The sequence below is a fragment of the Novosphingobium sp. YAF33 genome, from assembly GCF_052113265.1.
In the GTDB taxonomy this organism is placed as follows: domain Bacteria; phylum Pseudomonadota; class Alphaproteobacteria; order Sphingomonadales; family Sphingomonadaceae; genus Novosphingobium.
The window spans coordinates 32,138-52,416 of the sequence record NZ_JBFRCW010000017.1 but is presented as its reverse complement, the minus strand read 5'-3'; the positions used below and the strand labels follow the sequence as shown (position 1 = coordinate 52,416).

Below are 20,279 nucleotides of genomic sequence, written 5' to 3'. Positions count from 1 at the left end.
GCGGCAGGCAATCCCTCCGCTCCGGCGAACGCTACGGTGGTGAATGGGGTGGACAACGTGCCGCCGCCGATCCCGGTCGTCACCGACGGCGTCGCCGCCGGGGGCGCCACCAACGACACCACGCCGACGTTCCAGGGCACCACGGAGCCGGGATCGAGCGTCACCGTTCTCGACAACGGCACGCCGATCGGCGCTGCAACCGTTGCCGCCGATGGCACCTGGAGCTTCACGCCGACTGCGCCGCTGGGCGAGGGGCCGCACAGCCTGACTTTCGTGGCCACCGATGGAGCGGGCAACCAGAGCCCGGCCTCGGCGCCTTCCGCATTCTCGGTAGACACTATCGTTCCGGCCGCTCCGGCGCTCAATCCCACCGACGGCACCACGATCTCCGGGACGGCGGAAGCGGGCGCGACCATCGGCCTCGACACCAACGGCGACGGTACGCCGGATGCGACCACGACGGCTGCCGGTGACGGCACCTGGAGCATCACCCTGCCGGCCCCGCTGAGCGACGGCACCGTGGTCGGCGCCACGGCCACCGATGCTGCGGGCAATGTCTCGGGCACCGGGAACGCGACGGTCGACGCGGGCATCGATACCACGCCGCCCGCCGCCCCGGTCGTGTCTGGCGGCAGCGACAATACGGCGCCGGTCATTGCGCCGTTGCTGCCCGATACCGCCACGAACGATCCCGCGCCCACTTTCGGCGGTACGACCGAGCCGGGCTCGACCGTGGCGGTGTTCGACAATGGCGCGCCGATCGGCAATGCCACTGTCGCCGCCAACGGCAGCTGGACGTTCACGCCGCTGGTCGCGTTGGGCGAGGGGCCGCATAGCCTGACCTTCGTCGCGACGGACGCCCTGGGCAACCAGGGTGCCGCGTCCGCGCCCTTCGCCTTCACTGTCGACACGAATGCTCCCGTAGCGCCCACGGTCAATCCCACCGATGGCACGATGATCTCCGGCACCGCCGAGATCGGCGCGGGCGTGGGTATCGACATGACCGGGGACGGCGTTCCCGATGCCTACGTCCAGGCGGACGGAGCCGGGAACTGGACTTACGTGCCCGGAAGCGCCGTGCCCGATGGCGTGACGATCTCCGTCACGGCTATCGATGCCGCGGGCAATGTCTCGCCGCCGGCCGCCGTGATCGTCGATGCCAGCGTGCCGGTCGCGCCGGGCATCACGGAAGTGGTCGACGACGTGCAGGGCGTCATCGGCGTCGTCCCGCGCGGTTCGGTGAGCAACGATGCCACGCTGACGATCAACGGCACGGCCGAGCCCGATTCCACGGTGCGGATTTACGACGGGACCACGCTGATCGGCACGCTCATCGCCGACCCATCCGGCAGCTGGACGCTCACCACCGGCGTTCTCGCCGAAGGTCCGCACGAGTTTGCCGTTACCGCCACCGACGCCACCGGCAATGTCAGCGGCCCTTCGGTGACTTACGGCGTCGTGGTCGATCTTTCGCCTCCGGCGTCGCTGGTCGTGAACCCCACGGACGGCTTCACGCTCACGGGTACGACCGAGATCGGCGCGACCGTGCTGGTCGACACCAATGGCGACGGCACGGCCGACCAGACCGTGACCGCGGGGGCAGACGGCAGCTGGAGCGTCACTTTCACCGCGCCTCTGCCCGACGGGACGGTCGTCAGCGTGACGGCGGTGGACGTCGCGGGCAATTCCACTGCGCCTGCCACTGTCACCGTGGATGACAGCATCGATACCACGCCGCCGCCCATTCCCGTCCTGGCGGTGGTGACGGATAATGCCGATCCCGTGCAAGGGTCGCTGTCGAACGGCGGCTCCACCAACGACACCCAGCCCACTCTCAACGGTACGGCCGAAGCCAATGTGGCCGTGACGATCTACGACAACGGTATCCTGCTGGGCACGACCACGGCGGACGGGCTGGGGGACTGGCAGTTCGAACCGACCGCGCCGCTTGGCGAAGGCGCCCATAGCCTGACGGTGACGACAACCGACACCAATGGCAACGAGAGCCAGCCATCGCCTGCCTTCGCGCTGACGGTCGATACCGCGGCCCCCGCCGCCCCGGTCATCAATCCTTCGGACGGGCAGGCCATCACCGGCACGGCCGAGGCCAACGCTACCATCAATCTGGACCTCAACAACGACGGCACCGCCGATACCTCGGTCCAGGCCGACGGCGCGGGCGTCTGGAGCTATACGCCGCTCGCGCCGCTGATCAGCGGCACGATTTCCGCCACCGCTACGGATGCGGCCGGCAACACTTCCGGCCCGGCGATCGGAACGGTCGACGCCACCGCTCCGCTGGCGCCGACGATCGTCGCGGTGGCCGACGATGTCGGAATCTACACCGATCCGCTTGTGGACGGTGCCTCGACCGACGATGCCCAGCCCACCTTCAGCGGCACGGCCGAGGGCAACGCCATCATCACGCTCTACGAAGGCACGACGGTGATCGGCACGGCGCAGGCCGGTCCTTCCGGTGCCTGGTCGGTGACGCCGCTGGTGCCGCTGGGGCAGGGGAGCCACGCGCTCACCATCACGGCGACGGACGCGGTGGGCAACGAGAGCCTGCCGGCGACGTTCACCGTCGTGGTCGACAACCAGGGCCCGGACGCGCCCGTCATCACGTCGGTGGCGGACGGCGTGGGGGCGATCACCGATCCTCTGGTATCGGGCAGCGTCACTGACGATACCCGGCCGGCGTTTACCGGAACGGCGGAGTCCGGCTCCACGGTTTCGATTTTCAGCAACGGGACGCTGCTGGGCACGGCCCAGGCAGACGGCACGACGGGCATCTGGAACTTCATCCCCGGCGCGGCGCTGCCGGAGGGGAGCAACAGCATCGTCGTCATCGCCACGGACCTTGCCGGCAATGCCGGCACGCCCTCGGCGCCCTTCACGCTGACCGTGGACAGCGTGGTTCCCACCACACCCGCGATCACATCCGCCTTCGATAACGTAGGGTCCGTGCAGGGCGCGTTGGCGAGCGGCGCGGCAACCGACGATACCCTGCCGGTCCTGTCCGGAACCGCCGATGCGAATGCCCAGGTCGACATCTTCGAGGGGGGCATTCTCGTCACCACGGTGACGGCCGATGCCTTCGGCGTCTGGAACTTCACGCCTGCCACCCTTGCGCCGGGCACCTATACTTATACCGCGAGTGTCACCAATGAGGCCGGCGTGCCCAGCGCCGTCTCTCCGGACTTCGTGCTGACGGTCTCGACTGCGCTTCCCGGCGCACCCTCGATCACATCCGCTGCCGACGATGTCGGACGCTACACGGCCGCGCTGGCGAGTGGCGACGTGACCGACGACGTGTTGCCGGTGCTGAGCGGCACGGCGCCGATCGGCAGCACCGTAACGGTCTACGACAATGGCACGCCCCTGGGCCTGGCGACCCTGGATGGGCTTGGCGGCTGGACCTTCACGCCGACTTCGGCGCTGTCCGAAGGCCCGCATGTCTTCACCGCCACGGCCACCGATGCCGTCGGCAATACCAGCCTGGCGTCCGGCGGCTTCACGCTGGAAGTGGACACCAGCGCGCCGCTCGCCCCCGAAATCGATCCCAGCGCGGGCGCGATCCTGAACGGCACGGCGGAAGCGGACGCCACGATCCTGCTGGACCTCGACGGTGACGGCACGATCGACGCCACCACCTTTGCCGACGGCAACGGGGTCTGGAGCTATACCCCTGCGACCCGGCTGGACAACGGAACGACGGTGATCGTCACGGCGGTCGATACGGCGGGCAATGCCTCGGGCACGGACAGCGTGGTGATCGACCGCACGCCGCCGCAGGCACCGAGCATTACCCAGATCCTGGACAATGTCGGCGCGCAGACCGGCAATGTCGCCAATGGCGGCACCACCGACGACACTTTGCCCGAACTGACGGGTGCGGGTGAGCCGGGCTCGACGATCAACCTCTTCGATTTCGGCGCGCCGGTCGGCACTGTCGTGGTCGGCGCCACCGGCACCTGGTCCTTGCAGCTGACGACGCCGCTCGGTTCGGCGCCGCATTCCTTCACGGCCACGGCTACCGATCCGCTGGGCAATGTCGGCCCGGCCTCGGCTGCCTATGCGGTGACCGTGGACGTCAGCCCGGTCGTCCTGCCGGTCATCACTTCGGTGCGGGACGATGTCGGTACGATCGTCGGCACGGTGGCGCCGGGCGCCACGACCGACGATGCGCTGCCGACGATCGTCGGAACCGCGGGCGGCAACGCGACCGTCGCCGTCTATGACAGTGTGGCGGGCCTGTTGGGCACCACCGTGGCGAACGGCAGCGGCGACTGGTCCTTCACCCCCGCTGGAACGCTGGGCGGCGGCCAGCATACCTTCACGGTCATCGCCACCAATGCTGCCGGCAACTCCAGCAGCTTTTCAGCCGGCTACCAGATCAATATCGATACCACCGTTCCCGCGGTGCCGACGATCACCCAGGCCAACGACGATGTGCCGGGCATCACGACGCCGGTGCTGAGCGGGGGCCTTACCAACGATACCACGCCCACCCTCATCGGCAGGGCGGACGGCAACGCGGTGGTCACGATCTACGCCAATGGCGTTGCGATCGATACCACCACGGCTTCGCCGACCGGCGACTGGCAATATGTGCTCGTAACGGGCGGAGACGGTCCGCAGAGCATCACCGTCAGCGCCGCCAACGCGGCCGGAAGCAGCAGCGTGCAGTCAGCGCCCTTCGTCTTCACCGTGGACGCCACGCCCCCCGCGGCACCCCTGGTCAATCCCACGAATGGCACGGGAACGCTCAGCGGTACGGCCGAGCCGAACACTACGGTGAGCATCGTCATCGGCGGCGGGACGCCCGCGACGGCGAACGTCGACGCATCCGGCAACTGGACTTACGCCATTCCCGGCAGCAATGCCGAAAACACGCAGATCGCGGTGACCGCGATCGACGCGGCGGGCAACGGATCGTCGGCCACGACGGTATTCGTCGACCTGACCGGGCCTGCCGCAACTGTCGCCATCGCTGCGCAAGACGATCAGGGCCTCGTCATGGGCGCGATCGCGCCCAATTCGACGACCGACGATACGCTTCCCCTGTTCTCCGGAACCACCGAAGCCTACGCGACGGTTCGGGTCTTCGACGCCGGACAGCCGATCGGCACCGTCCAGGCCGACCTCAACGGCAATTGGAGCCTCACGCCGGGTGTCGCGCTTGGCAACGGCGTTCACAGCATCACGTATATCGCCACCGACCTTGCCGGAAATGCAGGCACGGAAAGTCCGGCGCTGGTCTTCACGGTTCTGACCGGAAACCCGAGCGTGCCCACGATCGTCCAGGTTGCCGACGATGGCCCGACACCTGGCGCCATCCTGGGCGGCGGCGCCACCAACGACCCGACGCCGCTCATATCCGGCAAGGCCGATCCGGGCGCCATCGTCACCTTGATCATCGATGGAACCGGCGTCGCCACGATGACCGCAACCGGGACCGGCGACTGGTCGTTCAACGCGCCCAGCCTCGATGACGGGCCGCATACGATCGCCGTCTCGGCCGCCAATGCTGCGGGCAATCAAAGCGGGCCTTCGGACGACTTCGCGATCGTCGTCGATACTCTTGCGCCCGGTGCGCCTGTCATCACCGGCAGCGACGGCACCACCGTCATGGGCACGAGCGAAATCGGCGCCACGATTACGCTCGCAGTCTCCGGCGGCGGTACTTACGAAACTACGGCCAACAGCGTCGGCCAATGGAGCCTGACCCTGCCGATACAGGCCGCCAACGGAACCACTCTCACTGCCACTGCGAGAGATGCAGCAGGCAACAATTCCGGTCCCGGGACCGGCACGGTCGACCAGGGCGTCGACATGACTCCGCCTGCCACGCCTGTCCTTTCCACTATCAGCGATGATGCGGGCTTCGTCGTGGGGGCCATCACCAACGGCGGCGTCACCGACGATATCTCGCCGCTGATCTCCGGCACCGCCGGTGCCAACGTGCTCATCTCCGTCTACGACGGCACGACCTTACTTGGCACGACCAATAGCGATGGGGACGGCGCATGGAGCTTCTCGCCGACCCCCCCTCTGGGCGCAGGTCCTCACAGCATTTCCGCCACAGCGACCGCCAATGGCGTGGAGAGCATCAGCGGTAACGCCATCGCCTTCACGCTCGACCTCACCCCGCCGCCGGCGCCAGTGGTCGATCCGGGCAACGGCACGGTGTTTACCGGCACGACGGAAGCCAACGCCAGCGTTATCATCACCTATCCGGGCGGATCGACCACCGTTCAGGCGGACGCGACGGGACACTGGACCTTCACGCCGGGCACGCCCATTCCCGACTCCGCCGCGGTGACCGTGGCCGCGCGGGACGTGGCGGGCAATCTCTCCGGCAGCACCACGGCGTCCATCGATTCGACGCCGCCCACCGTGCCCGCCATCACCGGCGCGGACGATAATGCCGGCGGTGTCCTGGGCCCCGTCGCTACCGGAGGCGGCACGGACGACACCACGCCAACGCTCTCGGGCATCGCAGAGGCGAACGCCATCGTCTCGGTCTACGACGGCGCCACGCTGCTCGGCACTGCGGTAGCGACGGGCGGCGCCTGGACCTTCACTCCCCCGACCGCCCTGGGAGAAGGGCCGCACAGCTTCACCGTCACGGCCGCGGATACGTTCGGCAACGTCAGCGGCGCTTCCGCGCCTTACACGCTGACCATCGTCACCTCCACGCCGGCCGCCCCGGTCATTACCGGCGGCGCCGACAATGTCGGCAATATAGTCGGGCCCATCGGCAATGGCGGGGCCACGGATGACAGCCAGCCCACGATCACCGGCAGCGCCGGCGCGAACCTGACGATCACGCTCTACGAAGGCGCTGTGGCCGTAGGCACGACCACCAGCGACATCAACGGGGCCTGGTCGATCGAGACCAGCCTGTTGCAAGACGGCGCGCACGTTCTCACGGCCGTCGCCACCAATGCGGCCGGCACGGCAAGCGCCAACTCCAGCGCCTTCACCGTCAACGTCGATACCGCTGCACCGAACCCGCCCGCAGTCACGTCCGTCACTGACGATGTGGGCACGATCCAGACCGCCCTGGTATCGGGCGCGCAGACCGACGATACCCGACCGACCCTGACCGGCACTGCAGAGGCGAACTCCACCGTCTCGATCCTGGACCGCGGCGTGCTCTTGGGCACTACCACGGCCAATGGGTCCGGCGCATGGACGTTCACGCCCACCACGCCGCTCGATCCCGGCGGTCATATCCTGACGGTGACCGCCACCGATGCCGTCGGCAACCAGAGCGGGCCCACGGCGGCCTTCAACCTGACCGTGGATACCGCCGCCCCGGCAGCCCCCGCCATCACCGGCGCGACGGACGATGTCGGCGTGTCCGGACCGATCGCCAATGGCGGCCTGACCGACGACGCTCTCCCGCAGATCACGGGTACCGCCGAAGGGAACGCGACCGTCTCGATCTTCAACAACGGCGTCCTGCTGGGGACCGTTGTTGCGAACGGATCGGGGGACTGGTCCTTCACACCGCTCTCGCCGCTATCGGAGGGCCCGCACAGCTTCACGGCCTCCGCACGCGACGCTGCGGGCAATGTAAGCGGAACGTCCGCGGCTTACGCCTTCACCGTGGACACCACGCCGCCCGTGGCGCCGGTGATCGTCTCGGCAAATGACGACACCGCGCCGCAGCTTGGCATCGTGGCCAGCGGCGGCGCCACGAACGATACGACGCCGACACTCACGGGCACGGCCGAGGCCAATACCAGCATCGCGGTGTTCGACAACGGCCTCCAGATCGGCACGACAACCGCAGACACCAACGGGGTCTGGACCTTCGCACCCACCACGACCCTGGGAGACGGCAACCACAGCTTCACGGTTCGCGCCACCGATGCCACCGGCAACCAGGGCGCCGCGTCCGCAGCCTATACAGTAAGGGTGGACACGGCCGGCCCGGCCGCCCCGGTCATCGCCAGCGTCACTGACGACGTGGGCTCGGTGCAGGGCGCCGTTGCCAATGGCGGTGTTACCAATGACTCCATCCCGCTCCTGCGCGGCACGGCCGAGGCGGGCTCGGTCCTGACGATCCTGGCCAACGGCACTGCGATCGGCACCACCCAGGTCGATGCCACCGGCAACTGGAGCTTCCTGCCCCCGACCGCCCTTGGCGAGGGCAATTATGCCTTCACCGCCTTCGCCACCGATGCCGCCGGCAACCCCGGCACCGCTTCGGCGGCCTTAGGCATCACCGTAGATCTGACCGCGCCGCCCTCGCCGATGATCACCAGCATCGTCGACGATGTCGCCCCGGTCACGGGCACGGTCCCCAGCGGCGGTATCTCCAACGATGCCTCGCCGCAGCTGAACGGCACGGCCGCGATCAATACCGTGGTCCTGGTCTACGACAACAATGTCCTGATCGGCAGCACCACGTCGAACGGTTTGGGAGCCTGGAGCTTCACGCCGACCGGCACGATCGCCAACGGCGCCCACAGCTTCACCGCCGTGGCCGTCGATCCCGCCGGCAATGCCAGCGCCGCGTCCAATACCTATGGCATGACGGTGGACACCGCCGCGCCGGTCCAGACCATCGCGATTACGACGCTGACCACCGACACCGGCACTCAGGGCGACTGGAGCACGCAGGATACCACTCCCACCATCGGCGGCACGCTCAGCGCCGCATTGGGGGCGGGTGAGCAAGTGCAGGTCCAGATCGACGGCGGCACCTGGATCAACGCCAGTTCCTCCGGATCGACCTGGTTCTACGGCGCGGGAACCTTGGCGACCGGATCGCACAGCATCATCGCCCGCGTGGTCGACGCGGCGGGCAATGTCGGCAACAGTGCCTCGCAGAACCTCAGCATCGCCGCCATTCCGGCTCAGGCACCGATCGTCCAGGCCACCGGCACATCCCTGCTCGGCCTCGTGGGGGTCGAGGCGCTGAACCTCATCGACCTCAGCACCCAGTCGCTGATGGCGGTCGACCCGAACAACAACTTGAGGAGCGTCCAGGTCCGTTACGCGCCGCTCCTGGCGCTCAGTCTCGGCGCCTACACGCTGACCGCCTCCAATGCCCTTGCTGCGGAACTGGGCTTGCAGATCGCCGTCTCCAATACGGCCGGCCTGCTCGGCATCATCGCGCCGACCTCCACCCTGACGATCACCTCGCTCAGCGGCGGCGCGATCGACAACCTGGCCGTCAACGAACTGCTCAACACCGTGCACTTCCAACAGAACGTCTCGACCCTGGGCGTGGACCTTCTCAATTCGGTCAGCATTACCGCCACTGACACCACCAACCTTTCGGCCTCTTCGTCCACGGGGACGCTGCTCGATCTCAGTCTGCTGAACGCCAGCGGTTCGCCGAACTTCATCGAGGGCGACGGCGGTAACAACCTCCTGAACGGCACCGCAGGGAACGACCGTCTCTACGGCCACGCCGGCGTCGACGTGCTGAACGGCGGCAACGGCAACGACTTCCTGCGCGGCGGTCCCGGCGCCGATACCCTCAACGGCGGCGCCGGCAACGACACCCTGGTCTACGACTCCGCGGACACATTGATCGACGGTGGAACCGGAACGGATACACTTCTGATCGACAGCGGCACCGGACAAGTGCTGGACTTGGGAACGGCCACCAACATCCGGAATATCGAGGTGATCAATCTCGGGATCGGCGATGCGGGGCGGCGGATAAACCTAACGGAAGCGGGAGTCATTCGTGCCACCGAAAGCAGTCATCAACTCACCATCAACGGCGATGGGAACGACAGCGTGACGATGACCGGCGCGGTGTTCCAGGGACAGACGCTCATCAATGGAGAGGCCTACAACCATTACTCTCTGGGTACGACCGACATCTTCGTCGACCATCCGGTGATGGTCGTCATCTGACAGGAAGCACGGCCAGCGAACTCAGTTCATGAAAGGGGAGCATGGCGTTTACGGAGTGGAGGGTCGCCGGAACGGTGGGAATCGCCGTCCTGGGGATCGTGGGTAGTCGATGTCACGCACAGGAACAGGATAATACGCATGCCGTAATCGCCTCGGGCGAACTGCCGCCGATCGGTAGGCAGGAAGTTCTCCCACCGGGCACCGCGACCCCAGGCACCGTGGCGCCGCAATCCGCGGCGCCCGGTGTCGGTGCTGCGCCGAACGCCGTCCCTGCGGCGAGCGGCGCAGCCTTACCGGAAGATGGCCGGGCTGGCTGGGCGCAAGCTGTTCCACCGCCGCCGCAAGGCTTGCCTCCCGGCTCCGGTCAGGCAGCTTCCGGGCAGCCGGGCGAAGATCAGTCCGATGCCCCGTTGGTGCCGGGCCGGCTCGATCTCTCCGATGCCGTGGTGCTCACCTTGATGCGCCACCCGGAGATTTCGCGCGCCAACGCTGCCCTGGCGCGGGGGCGGGCCGATCTCGGCGCGGCCAAGTCTGCCTGGACGCCACAGGTTTCCTATCAGGCCAATCTCGGACCGAACATGCTTTCTGGCCGCAACACTTCCGGTTTCAACGAAAACATGGCCGGGCCGAGCGTCTATCTGCAGCAGCAGGTCTGGGATTTCGGCCGCTCCAAGGGAGAGATCGGCGCCGCCCGCTCGACCATGCGTCAGCGCCGATACGAATTGGAATCCGTCGCGGACCAACTGGCGGAGCAGGGCGCCATGGCTTTCCTGGAGGTCAAGCGCTTCGAACTGCTTTCGGTAGAGGCCCGCAAGCAAGTGGAGGAGCTGGAACGGCTGCGCCACCTGATCGGCCTGCGGGTCAACGCCGGCGTGTCCGACAAGTCGGACCTCATGCTCGCCGATGTCCGGGTGGAAAGCGCCCGGGGAGAGGCGATCCAGGCGGAAACCTCGCTCGCCGTCGCGCAGTCCGGCCTGCTCAATCTCATCGGCGATCTTCCGCAGAGCTATGAGGACCCGACCGCACAGATATCCCGCTTCGAGACGGGCGACGACGAGCCGGACTATGACAAGCTGCCCGCGGTGGTGGCCACGGAACAGGCCGAACATGCCGCCGCCTCGAAGATCGGCCAGGCCAAGGCCGAACGCTACCCCCGGCTGGGCCTCCAGCTCGGCTACACGCGCAACAACTACACCTACAACACGCGCGACAATTCCTTCGCGGGGATGGTGACCGTTACCGGAGACCTCTATCGCCGCAGCAACCACTACCTGATCGAGGCCGCAGAGGAAGATCGCCGCGGGGCCGAGGCGGCGCGCGACTCCGCGGTGCTGGAAGCACGGGGCAAGGCGCTTTCGGCCCGCCAGCAAATCCGCGCCGGGCAGGCCCGCATCTCGGCCTATTCCCGCCAGGAAGAGCAGGCTGTCACCGCCAGCCGCATCTTCTTCGAGGAATACAAGCTGGGCAAGCGCACCCTTACGGAACTGCTGAACACCCAGCTTGAGATCTACCGCGCAGCCAGTTCGCGCATCGCTGCGCAATACGACATCATGGAAGCGCGCGTCCGTTTCGAAAACGTCAGCGGCACCCTGCGGCCTTCGCTCGGCCTGCCTGCCCGCCTGCGTGAGGAGGAAGACTTCGATGGCTGACAGCGCCGATATCGTCCAGCCGCCCTGGACCGCCGCCGTCGCGGCCCTCGGCACTCTGAAAGGCGTGCCGGTGGGCGCGCAGGAACTGGCGAAACGCCTCTACTGGTCCGAAGGCCTGGACGCCGAGAAGACCCTGGTTCACGCCGCGCGCCTCTCGGGGCTGGACTTCCAGATCGTGAACATGCGCGTTGACGACGTGCCGCAACTGCTGCTCCCGGCCATCGTCGAACTCAACGACCAGAGCACGGCGATCCTTCACGCCCGGACGGGCTGGGCGTGCGCGTGTCCATGCCCGGAATGCGGCACGATGCGCCCGTGGAACTGTCGCTCGACGCGTTCCGCGGCCGCACCACCGGCCGCGTCGGTTTCGTGGAGCCGCTCTCCACGCGTTCGCGCGACGCCCGGCTGGACGAATTCCTGCGGGCACCTTCGCGGTCCTGGCTGTGGGACATCATCATGGCCGACCGGCGCGGCTATGGCGAAGTTGTGCTCGGCTCGGTCTTCGGCAATCTCCTCACGTTCGCGACCTCGCTCTTCGCCATGCAGGTGTGGGACCGGGTGATCCCGGCCCAGTCCGTCCCCACGCTATGGGTGCTGGCGCTGGGGACCGGGCTGGCGCTGTTCCTGGAACTGTTGCTGCGCACGGCGCGCGTCCAACTGGTGGACCGCATCGGCCGGCGCGCCGACATCGCCATTTCCTCGCGCATTTTCGCCCGCGCGCTGGACATCCGCAACGATGCCCGTCCGCGCTCGACCGGCGCGCTGATCGCCCAGTTGCGCGATGTCGAGCAGATACGCGAAATGCTGACGTCCACCACCGTTTCGGCGATGATCGACCTGCCGTTCATCCTGCTGTTCCTGGTGCTCTTCGCCTTCCTGGCGGGACAATTGACCTTCGTGCTGATCGGCGCGGCTGTCCTGATCCTGCTGCCGGGACTGCTGCTTCAGCGCCCGCTGGCCCGTCTCGCCACCGAAGGCATGCGGGAAGGGGCGCTGCGCAACGCGATCCTGGTCGAATCGATCGAACGGATCGACGAGATCAAGTCGGCACAGGCCGAAGCCCGTTTCCAGTCGCTTTGGGAACGCCTGACCCTTGCCGGCACCCGTGTCGGTGCCGAACAGCGCTTCCTTTCCGCGCTTTTCGTCAACTGGACGCAGACGCTTCAGCAACTCGCCTATACGGCCGTCGTCGTGGCGGGCGCCTTCAAGGTCATGGAAGGCGACATGACGATGGGCGCGCTGATCGCCTGTTCGATCCTCACCAGCCGCGCACTGGTCCTGTTCGTGCCGTTCGGGCAGATATTCACCCGCTGGCAGAATGCCAAAGTGGCGATGACCGGGTTGGAGGATCTGTTCGACAAGCCGGTGGACCACGATCCCGAGCGCGGCCTGCTGCGCCGGGCGACGCTCAACGGCTACTATGAAATCAAGGATTTGACATACGCTTACGATCCCGATGGCCCGCTTGCACTGAAAGTGGAGCGTCTGTCGATCCGCGCCGGGGAGCGCGTGGCATTCCTCGGCCGGATCGGGGCGGGCAAGTCCACGCTGCTCCGCTTGCTGTCGGGCCTCGCCTGGCCGACCAGCGGCGAAGTGCTCCTGGACGGGACGAACCTGACGCTTATCAACCCCGTCGATGTCCGCCGCGACACGGCCTATCTGGGGCAGGGCGCGCAGCTCTTCCTGGGCACCATCCGCGAAAACCTGCTGATCGGCGCGCCGGGCGTGAACGACGAACAGATCCTCCACGCTCTGGCCGTCACCGGGGGGCTGCCGCTCGTGCAGAACCAGCCGCAAGGTCTCGACCTGCTGCTGCAGGAGGGCGGCGCCGGGCTGTCTGGCGGGCAAAGGCAGACGTTGCTCCTGACCCGCGCCCTGCTGCGCAATAGCAACATCCTCCTGCTCGACGAGCCTTCCGCCCCGCTCGACGACATCAGCGAGCGGGCGCTCGTCGCCAACCTTGGGCAATGGCTGCGCGGCCGCACGCTGGTGGTCACCACCAATCGGCCGGGTCTGCTCGAACTGGTCGACCGTATCGTCGTCATAGACTCCGGCCGCATCGCGCTGGATGGGCCGAAGGAGAAAGTGCTCGGCGCCCTGGCCGGACCGGCCGGGATCAGGGAGAAGCAGGTATGACCGCCGGTAACCCCACAAGCGCGATTGCCGGCGGCGGCCTGCTCGAGGGCCTGCGCGGAGAGGAAGACAGCCGGTGGCTGCGAACCGTGGGGCGGCTGCGGATCATCCCGATCCTCTCGGTGGGCATCCTAGCCTTCCTGGTCTGGAGCTATTTCGGCGTGCTGGACGAAGTGACGGTCGGTTCCGGCAAAGTCACGCCGCCGTCGCGCTCGCAGGTGATCCAGAGCCTTGAGGGCGGGATCGTCAACGGCATCTTCGTGCATGAAGGCGATATTGTCCGCCCCCATGAAAAGCTCGCCACGCTTGACCGCGCGCGCTTCAGTTCGATGCTGGGCGAGGCGGAGGCGAAAGCGCGGGCGCTGGAGGCGACCGCCGCGCGGCTGGAGGCTGAAATCAGCGGTGGCAGTCCCAACTTTCCCGCGTCGGTCAAGGATACCCCCGGTCTCATGGCGCGCGAGCTGGAGCTGATGCGATCGCGGCGCCAGAACCTTGATGTCGCGACGGCCAGCATGCGGCAGTCTCTGGCCCTGACCCGCCGCCAGCTGGCCATGACCGAGCCGCTCGTCGATCTGGGCGCTGCGAACCAGGTGGAGATCATCCAGCTTCGCCGGCAGGAGAACGAGATACAGGCCAAGCTCGATTCAATGCGCAACCAATACGTCATCGATGCCAGCGCGGACTATGCGAAAGCGCGGGCGGAACTGGACCAGGTCACCCAGGTCATCGGCGGTCGCCGCGACCAGTTGGACCGCACGATCCTCTATTCACCCGTTCGCGGCATCGTGAAGAACCTAGAAGTGACCACCATCGGCGGCGTGATCCAGCCGGGCGGTTCGCTGATGGAAATCGTGCCGTTGGAGGACCAGCTCCTGATCGAATCCCGCGTGCAGCCGAGGGACATCGCCTTCATCCGTCCGGGGCAGCCTGCGACGGTGAAGATCACCGCATACGATCCCTCGATCTACGGCACCCTGGCCGGGACGGTCGATCGCATTTCCCCCGATACGCTCCAGGACGAGGTCCATCGCGATCAGGTCTATTACCGTGTCTATGTGCGGACCCAGCGTTCGACCTTGCGCGCCAAGAACGGCCATGAATACGCGATCATGCCCGGCATGGTGTCGACCGTGGAGATCAGGACCGGGCGGAAGACGATCCTGCAGTACCTCATGAAGCCCATCAACAAGGCAGCTGAAGCGATGCGCGAACGCTAGAAAACGCCGGGCCTGCTCAGGTAGCAATCATCCTGTCAGACGCGCTGGCAGGACGAATTGGGAACCCGGCCCGGCGCCTTGCCGAACTTGGCTTGCACCCGGGCAAGGAAAGGACGGCTGCGCGCCTTCGGTTCCGGATCGCTGCAGCATGTGGCTTTCCACGTCCGCGCGCGGACCTCCAGATCCTGATTGGCGGCAAGCTGGGTGCGGTCTCCGAGTGTCTCGGTCGAGGATTCGCCTGTGTTGCAGATGTCGTCCACGCGGGCGACGGGACCGCCCGCGCCGCCGCCTCCACCGGCTCCGCCGCCACCACCTCCGCCGCCACCACCTCCGCCACCGCCCCCGGCTCCTCCCCCGCCGCCACCGCCACCGCCGGCTCCACCGCCGCCGTTTCCGCCGCCGGCATGTCCGCCGGACTTGGCGATGGCGGGCGAAGTTAGTGTCGTGGACAGGAGCATGGTCATGGTTGGCGGCACCAGCAGCGAATATTTACCGCAGGCGGTCAGGAACGAGCGGCGATCGCTCTCTCCTTCCGGTCCATTGAAGATTTTGGGCTTTTCCATGACTTATCTCCGCATTCCGCCCCAGTCATGAAAGTACAGGAACGTCGCGGGCTGTTAAGCCGCTCTTGAGGATGGCCCGCCCTCACCAGATTTTCGAAGCGCTACGCCGTATGGCGCCGGCAGCTAACACGCTTTTGCAGGGCCGCTTCGGATAGCTTAGGAGAAATTCACCATTCCCGCCCAGCGATCAGCCAAATGGAGGAACTGGCGCCGCATTCAGGCGGGCTCGCCGCTGCCCTGGCGCCGCGACGATTGCAGAAGCTCCAGCAGGCGGCGGGCGATCTCGCGTTCACCCATCACGACATGGTCCGCGCCGATCTTTTCGAGGTGATCGACCTCCTCGTCGGAATGCGCCCGAGCGAGGATCTGGATGTCGGGATTTCGCTGACGGGCATGCTGGGCGATCACGCCGGCTTCGAAACCTTCCGGTATGGCGATCATCAACCGCGTGGCTTCGCCGATGCCCGCTTCTTCGAGAATATCCATGCTGGAGGCATTTCCCTCCACCACCTCATGGCCGATCTCCCGCGCCGAACGGGCCAGGTCGGCGCGTTCTTCCACGATGACCATCTGGCGGGCCTCGCCGGAGATGCCTTCCGCCACCAGCCGTCCGACCCGGCCGTAGCCGACCAGCACCACGCGCTCTCCGGCTGCGGACGGCGCGCGTCTTGCACTCTCCGACGCGGCCACGGACTTGACGATGCTGTGCCGCCCGGCCAGCCAGCGGAAGAGCAGGGGATTGGCGAAGATCGAGAAGATCGCACCGGCCAGGATGAGGTCGCGCCCCTCTTCGGGCAGGACGCCAAGTTTGACGCCCAGCGCGGCCAGCATGAAGGAGAACTCGCCGATCTGGGCGAGACCGGCGGCGACCGTCAGCGCGGTATGCAGCGAGTGGCCGAAGAACCGCACGATGGCGATGGCGGCCAGGGATTTGCCGAGGATGACGATCAGCACCGTGGCCAGAACCGCGCCGCCATGCTCCACCACCACCGCCGGGTCGAACAACATGCCGACCGAGACGAAGAACAGTACGGCGAAAGCGTCGCGCAGCGGCAAAGTCTCTTCGGCGGCGCGGCGGCTGAGCTGCTTCTCGCCCATGACCATGCCGGCGAAGAAGGCGCCCAGCGCGAAGGAGACGTCGAAGACGTAGGCCGCTCCGAACGCGACGCCCAGTGCGATCGCCAGGACCGCGAGGCGGAACAGCTCACGCGAGCCGGTATGGGCGGCCCAGTGCAGCGCGGCCGGGATCACCCGCTTGCCGACGATCAGCATGAGTGCGATGAAGCCGCCGACTTTCGCCAGGGTCAGGCCGATCATCCACGCCAGTTCCATGCCCGATTGCGCGCGTCCGTTGGCCAGGCCGGCGAGCGCGGGCAGCAGCACGAGAACGAGGACCATGGCCAGATCCTCGACGATCAGCCAGCCGACCGCGATGCGGCCGCGTTCGGTGTCCATCAGCTTGCCGACCTGCATCGCTCTCAGCAGCACCACGGTACTGGCCACCGACAGCGCAAGGCCGAACACCAGGCCGCCGGCAAGGTTCCAACCGAGCCAGGTCGCCAGCCCCGCTCCCAGCGCGGTGGCGAAGGCGATCTGGAGCACGGCACCGGGCACGGCAATCTTGCGGACCGAGAGCAGGTCGCGGACGGAAAAGTGCAGGCCGACGCCGAACATCAGCAGGATCACGCCCAACTCCGCCAGTTCGTTCGCCAGCGCGCTGTCCGCCACGACGCCCGGCGTGAAGGGGCCGACCAGCACTCCGGCGAAGAGATAGCCGGCGACCGGCGATATCCTCAGCCGGTGGGCAAGAGCGCCCATCGCGAAGGCGGCGACCAGACCGGCGACGACCGTTGCGACGAGAGGCGTACTATGGGGCAATCGGGACTCCTGGCGTGTTTCACCACCGGCGAATCCTTCACTCCACGGTCGAGACGAAAGCGACGGCGATTGCGGCCGCGACCATCGATCCGACCAGCAGGAGCGGCAGCAGCCACCCCGGAGCCATGTTACGCCTACGGACCATCGCCGGTTCCTTTCCGCTTGCGTTGACGAACCGCATATTGCTCAGGAACCGGCTTCCTGTTGGTGTCCCACGCGTTTCGGAATGTTTCTCCGGGCCGGGGCCTCAATAGATGTCGCGGCGGTAGAGCCCGGCTTCGGCCATCCCTTCCAGGCGCTCGTCGCCAAGCGCCGCGCGCAATGCGGCGTCGACGGCGGGGGCCATGCCCTGAAGGCTGCCGCAGACCATGATCGCCGCGCCGTTCTCCACCCAATCGCGCAAGTCGGCTTCGGCCTCGGCGCAGAGGTGCTGGACGTAGCGCCCGCAGTCGGCATCGCGTGACCAGGCGCGGTCGAGCCGGGTGAGGGTGCCGCGTGCCAGCCAGTGCTCGATCTCGTCAGGCAGCAGGGCGTCGTGATCGCGATTGCGCTCACCGAACAGCAGCCAGTGACCGCCGCGCCCAGCCGCTTCGGAAGCGCGCAAATGGCCGCGCAGCCCGGCAAGGCCCGTCCCGTTGCCGATCAGGATCATCCGCCGCGGTCCGGCAGGGCCGGCCACGGGCGCGTGGAACCCTTCATTGCCGCGCAGCCGCAGGGCGATTTCGCTGCCGAGCGGGGCGAAATGCGTTAGCCAGCCCGAGCCCAGTCCCAGGGTGCCGTCGGTTCGTTCGACTTGCCGGATCAGCAGGTCGAGGCGGCCGTCCGCCGGGATCGATGCAATCGAATATTCGCGGTGAGGCAGCGGGCGCAGCGCCGCCAGAAGTTCCTCTGCAGTGGCGACGGGATGGTCGGGAATCAGCGCCAGGGCGAGGTGGTGGGCCAGCGGCTGGCCCCTCGCCATCTCCGACCCGGCCAGGCCGCAGTGAGCCAGATAGGCCGCGACGCGGGCGGGATCGTTGGCGCCGGGGAGCACTTCGGCAATGTCGCCGGCCTGCCAGGCAGCGCTGCCGTCGCAGGGCTCCAGACTGACGAGGAAGGCGGGGCCGCCGGCACTTCCGGCGTTGAGCCGGCGCCGGTAGGCCAGCCGCCAGCGGGAATAGGCGGCAGGTTCCCAGTCCGGCATGTCCGGCTCGGCGCCGAGCGCGGCGAGCTGCTGCTGCCACTGGCGCTGGGCGTCGGTGTCGTCACCGTCGACCTCGATCATGTCGAACAGGCGGCGGGCGCCGCCGGCATGGAGCCAGCGGTCTACCGAATGGCCGAAGGCGCAGAACTCGGGATATTCGCGGTCACCCAGCGCCAGCACGGCATATTCGAGATGATCGGCGCCGGGAGGCGTCGCCATGGTCTGGCGCGCGAAGCGGCGCGCCGGGTCCGGCGGTTCGCCTTCACCATACGTGCTGACCACGAAGAGCGCGCGGTCGACTTCGGAGAGCACGCCTTCGTCCACGGCCGAAAGCGGCAGCACGCGCGCGCCGCCCAGTGCCGAGGCGGTCTGCCGGGCGAGACGCTCGGCGCCGCCGGTCTGGCTGGCGAAGGCGATCAGCATGTCGCCGATCCCGCCCGCGGCGCCGGGGTTGCCTGCGGGCTGGCTCGCCGCCGCTTCGGCCACTTCCGCCAGGGCGCGTTTGCGCTTGCGGCGGGCGAGATAGAGCAGCAGGCCGGTGACGGTGAACAGGGGCATCGTCAGGCTGGTCAGCAGGAGCAGGATGCGTCCGCCGATGCCGAAGAAGGCGCCGCGGTGCAGCTCGTACATGCTGGTGGTGATGACCTTGCCGAGATTGCGGTCGGCATAGCGGTCCGCCTTGACGAGCTTGCCCGTCGCAAGGTCCACCTTGAGATCGTCGGTCATGCGGTCGTGGCGGGCATCGGCCAGCAGGACCCGGAACGTCGCGGGTTCGTGCCCTTCTGGCAGCGTGACGGAAATGGAGCTGTAGCGGCCGTCCATGGCGGTCATCACGGTGGGCCAGGCGCGCAGGAGGCGCGGCGGGGCTGCGGGGTCCTCGGCATGGTCGGGCTTTGCGCCGCCGTGTCCGCCTTCCTCGCGGCTGGTCTTGCCGGTGAGGGTGTAGAGCACGCCCTGGCGGTACCAGTCGTAKGACCACCAGAGGCCGGTCATGGCGCTGAGCAGATAGACCAGGGCCACCCAGCCGCCGATGACGGCATGGAGCGCGCGATAGAGATTGCGGCCGCTCTTCCTGAGATCGAGCACGAGCCAGGCCCGCCAGTCGAACGTGCGACGCGGCCAGCGCAAATAGAGACCGGAAATGGCGAAGAACACCAGCGAGATCGCCGAGAAGGCCGTGATCTGGCGGCCGATGCCATTGGGGCCGCCGGGCAGGGCCAGCCAGCGGTGCAGGTTCTCGATCGTGCGGAAGAAGCCCGCGCCGGTCGCCTGGCCCAGCAGCATGCCACTATGCGGGTCGACATAGCTGCGCTCGCCGCGCCGCTCACCTTCCCGGGCCGCGAACTGGACGGTCCAGGCCGCGGCGGGATCGCTCTCCACGTTCAAACGCTCCACGGCCTGGCCGGGGCGCTGGGCGGCGGCGCGGGCGATCACTTCGTCGGGCGAGAGGGCGGGGCCGGTGGCGTGGGAGAGCGTGACGATGCCCGGGCTGAGGGCGCGCATGATCTCGTTCTCGAAACTCAGCGTGGCGCCGGTCAAACCCATGACTGCCAGCACGAAGCCGGCCGTGATTCCGAGGAACCAGTGAATTTGGAACAATACTTGCCGCGTCACCCTGATCGCTTTCCAAAAATCTGGTGGCGCCACTCACCGTTACCCTGGAAAGCAGGTGCCGATAAGCATCCCGAACTTTCGCCAGCTTCCCCTCTATTTGCTCCGCTAATGAGATACAATCGCAATAGCAATGGGGATTTCACACGTTTGCGGG

Annotated in this window: 7 protein-coding genes; 4 read left to right on the top strand and 3 right to left on the bottom strand. The window is 67.4% G+C overall.

Annotated elements, in window-relative coordinates; genetic code table 11:
- Positions 1–36: 36 nt before the first annotated feature.
- The 4 genes from AB4Z00_RS23660 (at position 37) to AB4Z00_RS23645 (ending at position 14,887) form a co-directional block, all read left to right on the top strand.
- Positions 37–9,888: an Ig-like domain-containing protein gene (locus tag AB4Z00_RS23660; protein WP_442047461.1), complete on the top strand. Its 9,852-nt coding sequence runs from the start codon at positions 37–39 to the stop codon at positions 9,886–9,888.
- 413 nt (positions 9,889–10,301) lie between these two features.
- Positions 10,302–11,537, top strand: a complete 1,236-nt coding sequence (locus tag AB4Z00_RS23655; protein ID WP_442047460.1) for a TolC family protein — start codon at positions 10,302–10,304, stop codon at positions 11,535–11,537.
- A gap of 288 nt (positions 11,538–11,825) precedes the next feature.
- A complete protein-coding gene (locus AB4Z00_RS23650) occupies positions 11,826–13,673 on the top strand; it encodes a type I secretion system permease/ATPase (RefSeq protein WP_442047492.1) in 1,848 nt (615 codons plus the stop codon).
- A complete protein-coding gene (locus AB4Z00_RS23645; protein WP_431567852.1) occupies positions 13,670–14,887 on the top strand; it encodes an HlyD family type I secretion periplasmic adaptor subunit in 1,218 nt (405 codons plus the stop codon). The genes AB4Z00_RS23650 and AB4Z00_RS23645 overlap by 4 nt, the downstream gene beginning before the upstream one ends.
- Before the next feature lie 35 nt (positions 14,888–14,922).
- Here the strand turns inward: AB4Z00_RS23645 and AB4Z00_RS23640 are convergent, their stop codons facing one another.
- From AB4Z00_RS23640 to AB4Z00_RS23630, 3 genes are all read right to left on the bottom strand, one after another.
- Entirely contained in the window at positions 14,923–15,450 is a 528-nt protein-coding gene (locus AB4Z00_RS23640; protein ID WP_442047459.1) for a hypothetical protein, read from the bottom strand.
- 216 nt (positions 15,451–15,666) lie between these two features.
- The gene (ybaL, locus tag AB4Z00_RS23635) at positions 15,667–17,328 is read right to left on the bottom strand and encodes a YbaL family putative K(+) efflux transporter (RefSeq protein ID WP_442047458.1); all 1,662 of its coding nucleotides are present in this window, start codon (positions 17,326–17,328) and stop codon (positions 15,667–15,669) included.
- Positions 17,329–17,575: 247 nt separating this feature from the next.
- Positions 17,576–20,110 (bottom strand): PepSY domain-containing protein, encoded by a 2,535-nt coding sequence (locus tag AB4Z00_RS23630; RefSeq protein ID WP_442047457.1) that lies wholly within the window; start codon positions 20,108–20,110, stop codon positions 17,576–17,578.
- Between the last annotated feature and the right edge of the window lie 169 nt (positions 20,111–20,279).

Coding starts and splice junctions, on each gene's coding strand:
- AB4Z00_RS23650 (WP_442047492.1), top strand. CDS start 11,826: ATGCCCGGAATGCGGCACGATGCGCCCGTGGAACTGTCGCTCGACGCG.
- AB4Z00_RS23645 (WP_431567852.1), top strand. CDS start 13,670: ATGACCGCCGGTAACCCCACAAGCGCGATTGCCGGCGGCGGCCTGCTC.
- AB4Z00_RS23640 (WP_442047459.1), bottom strand. CDS start 15,450: ATGGAAAAGCCCAAAATCTTCAATGGACCGGAAGGAGAGAGCGATCGC.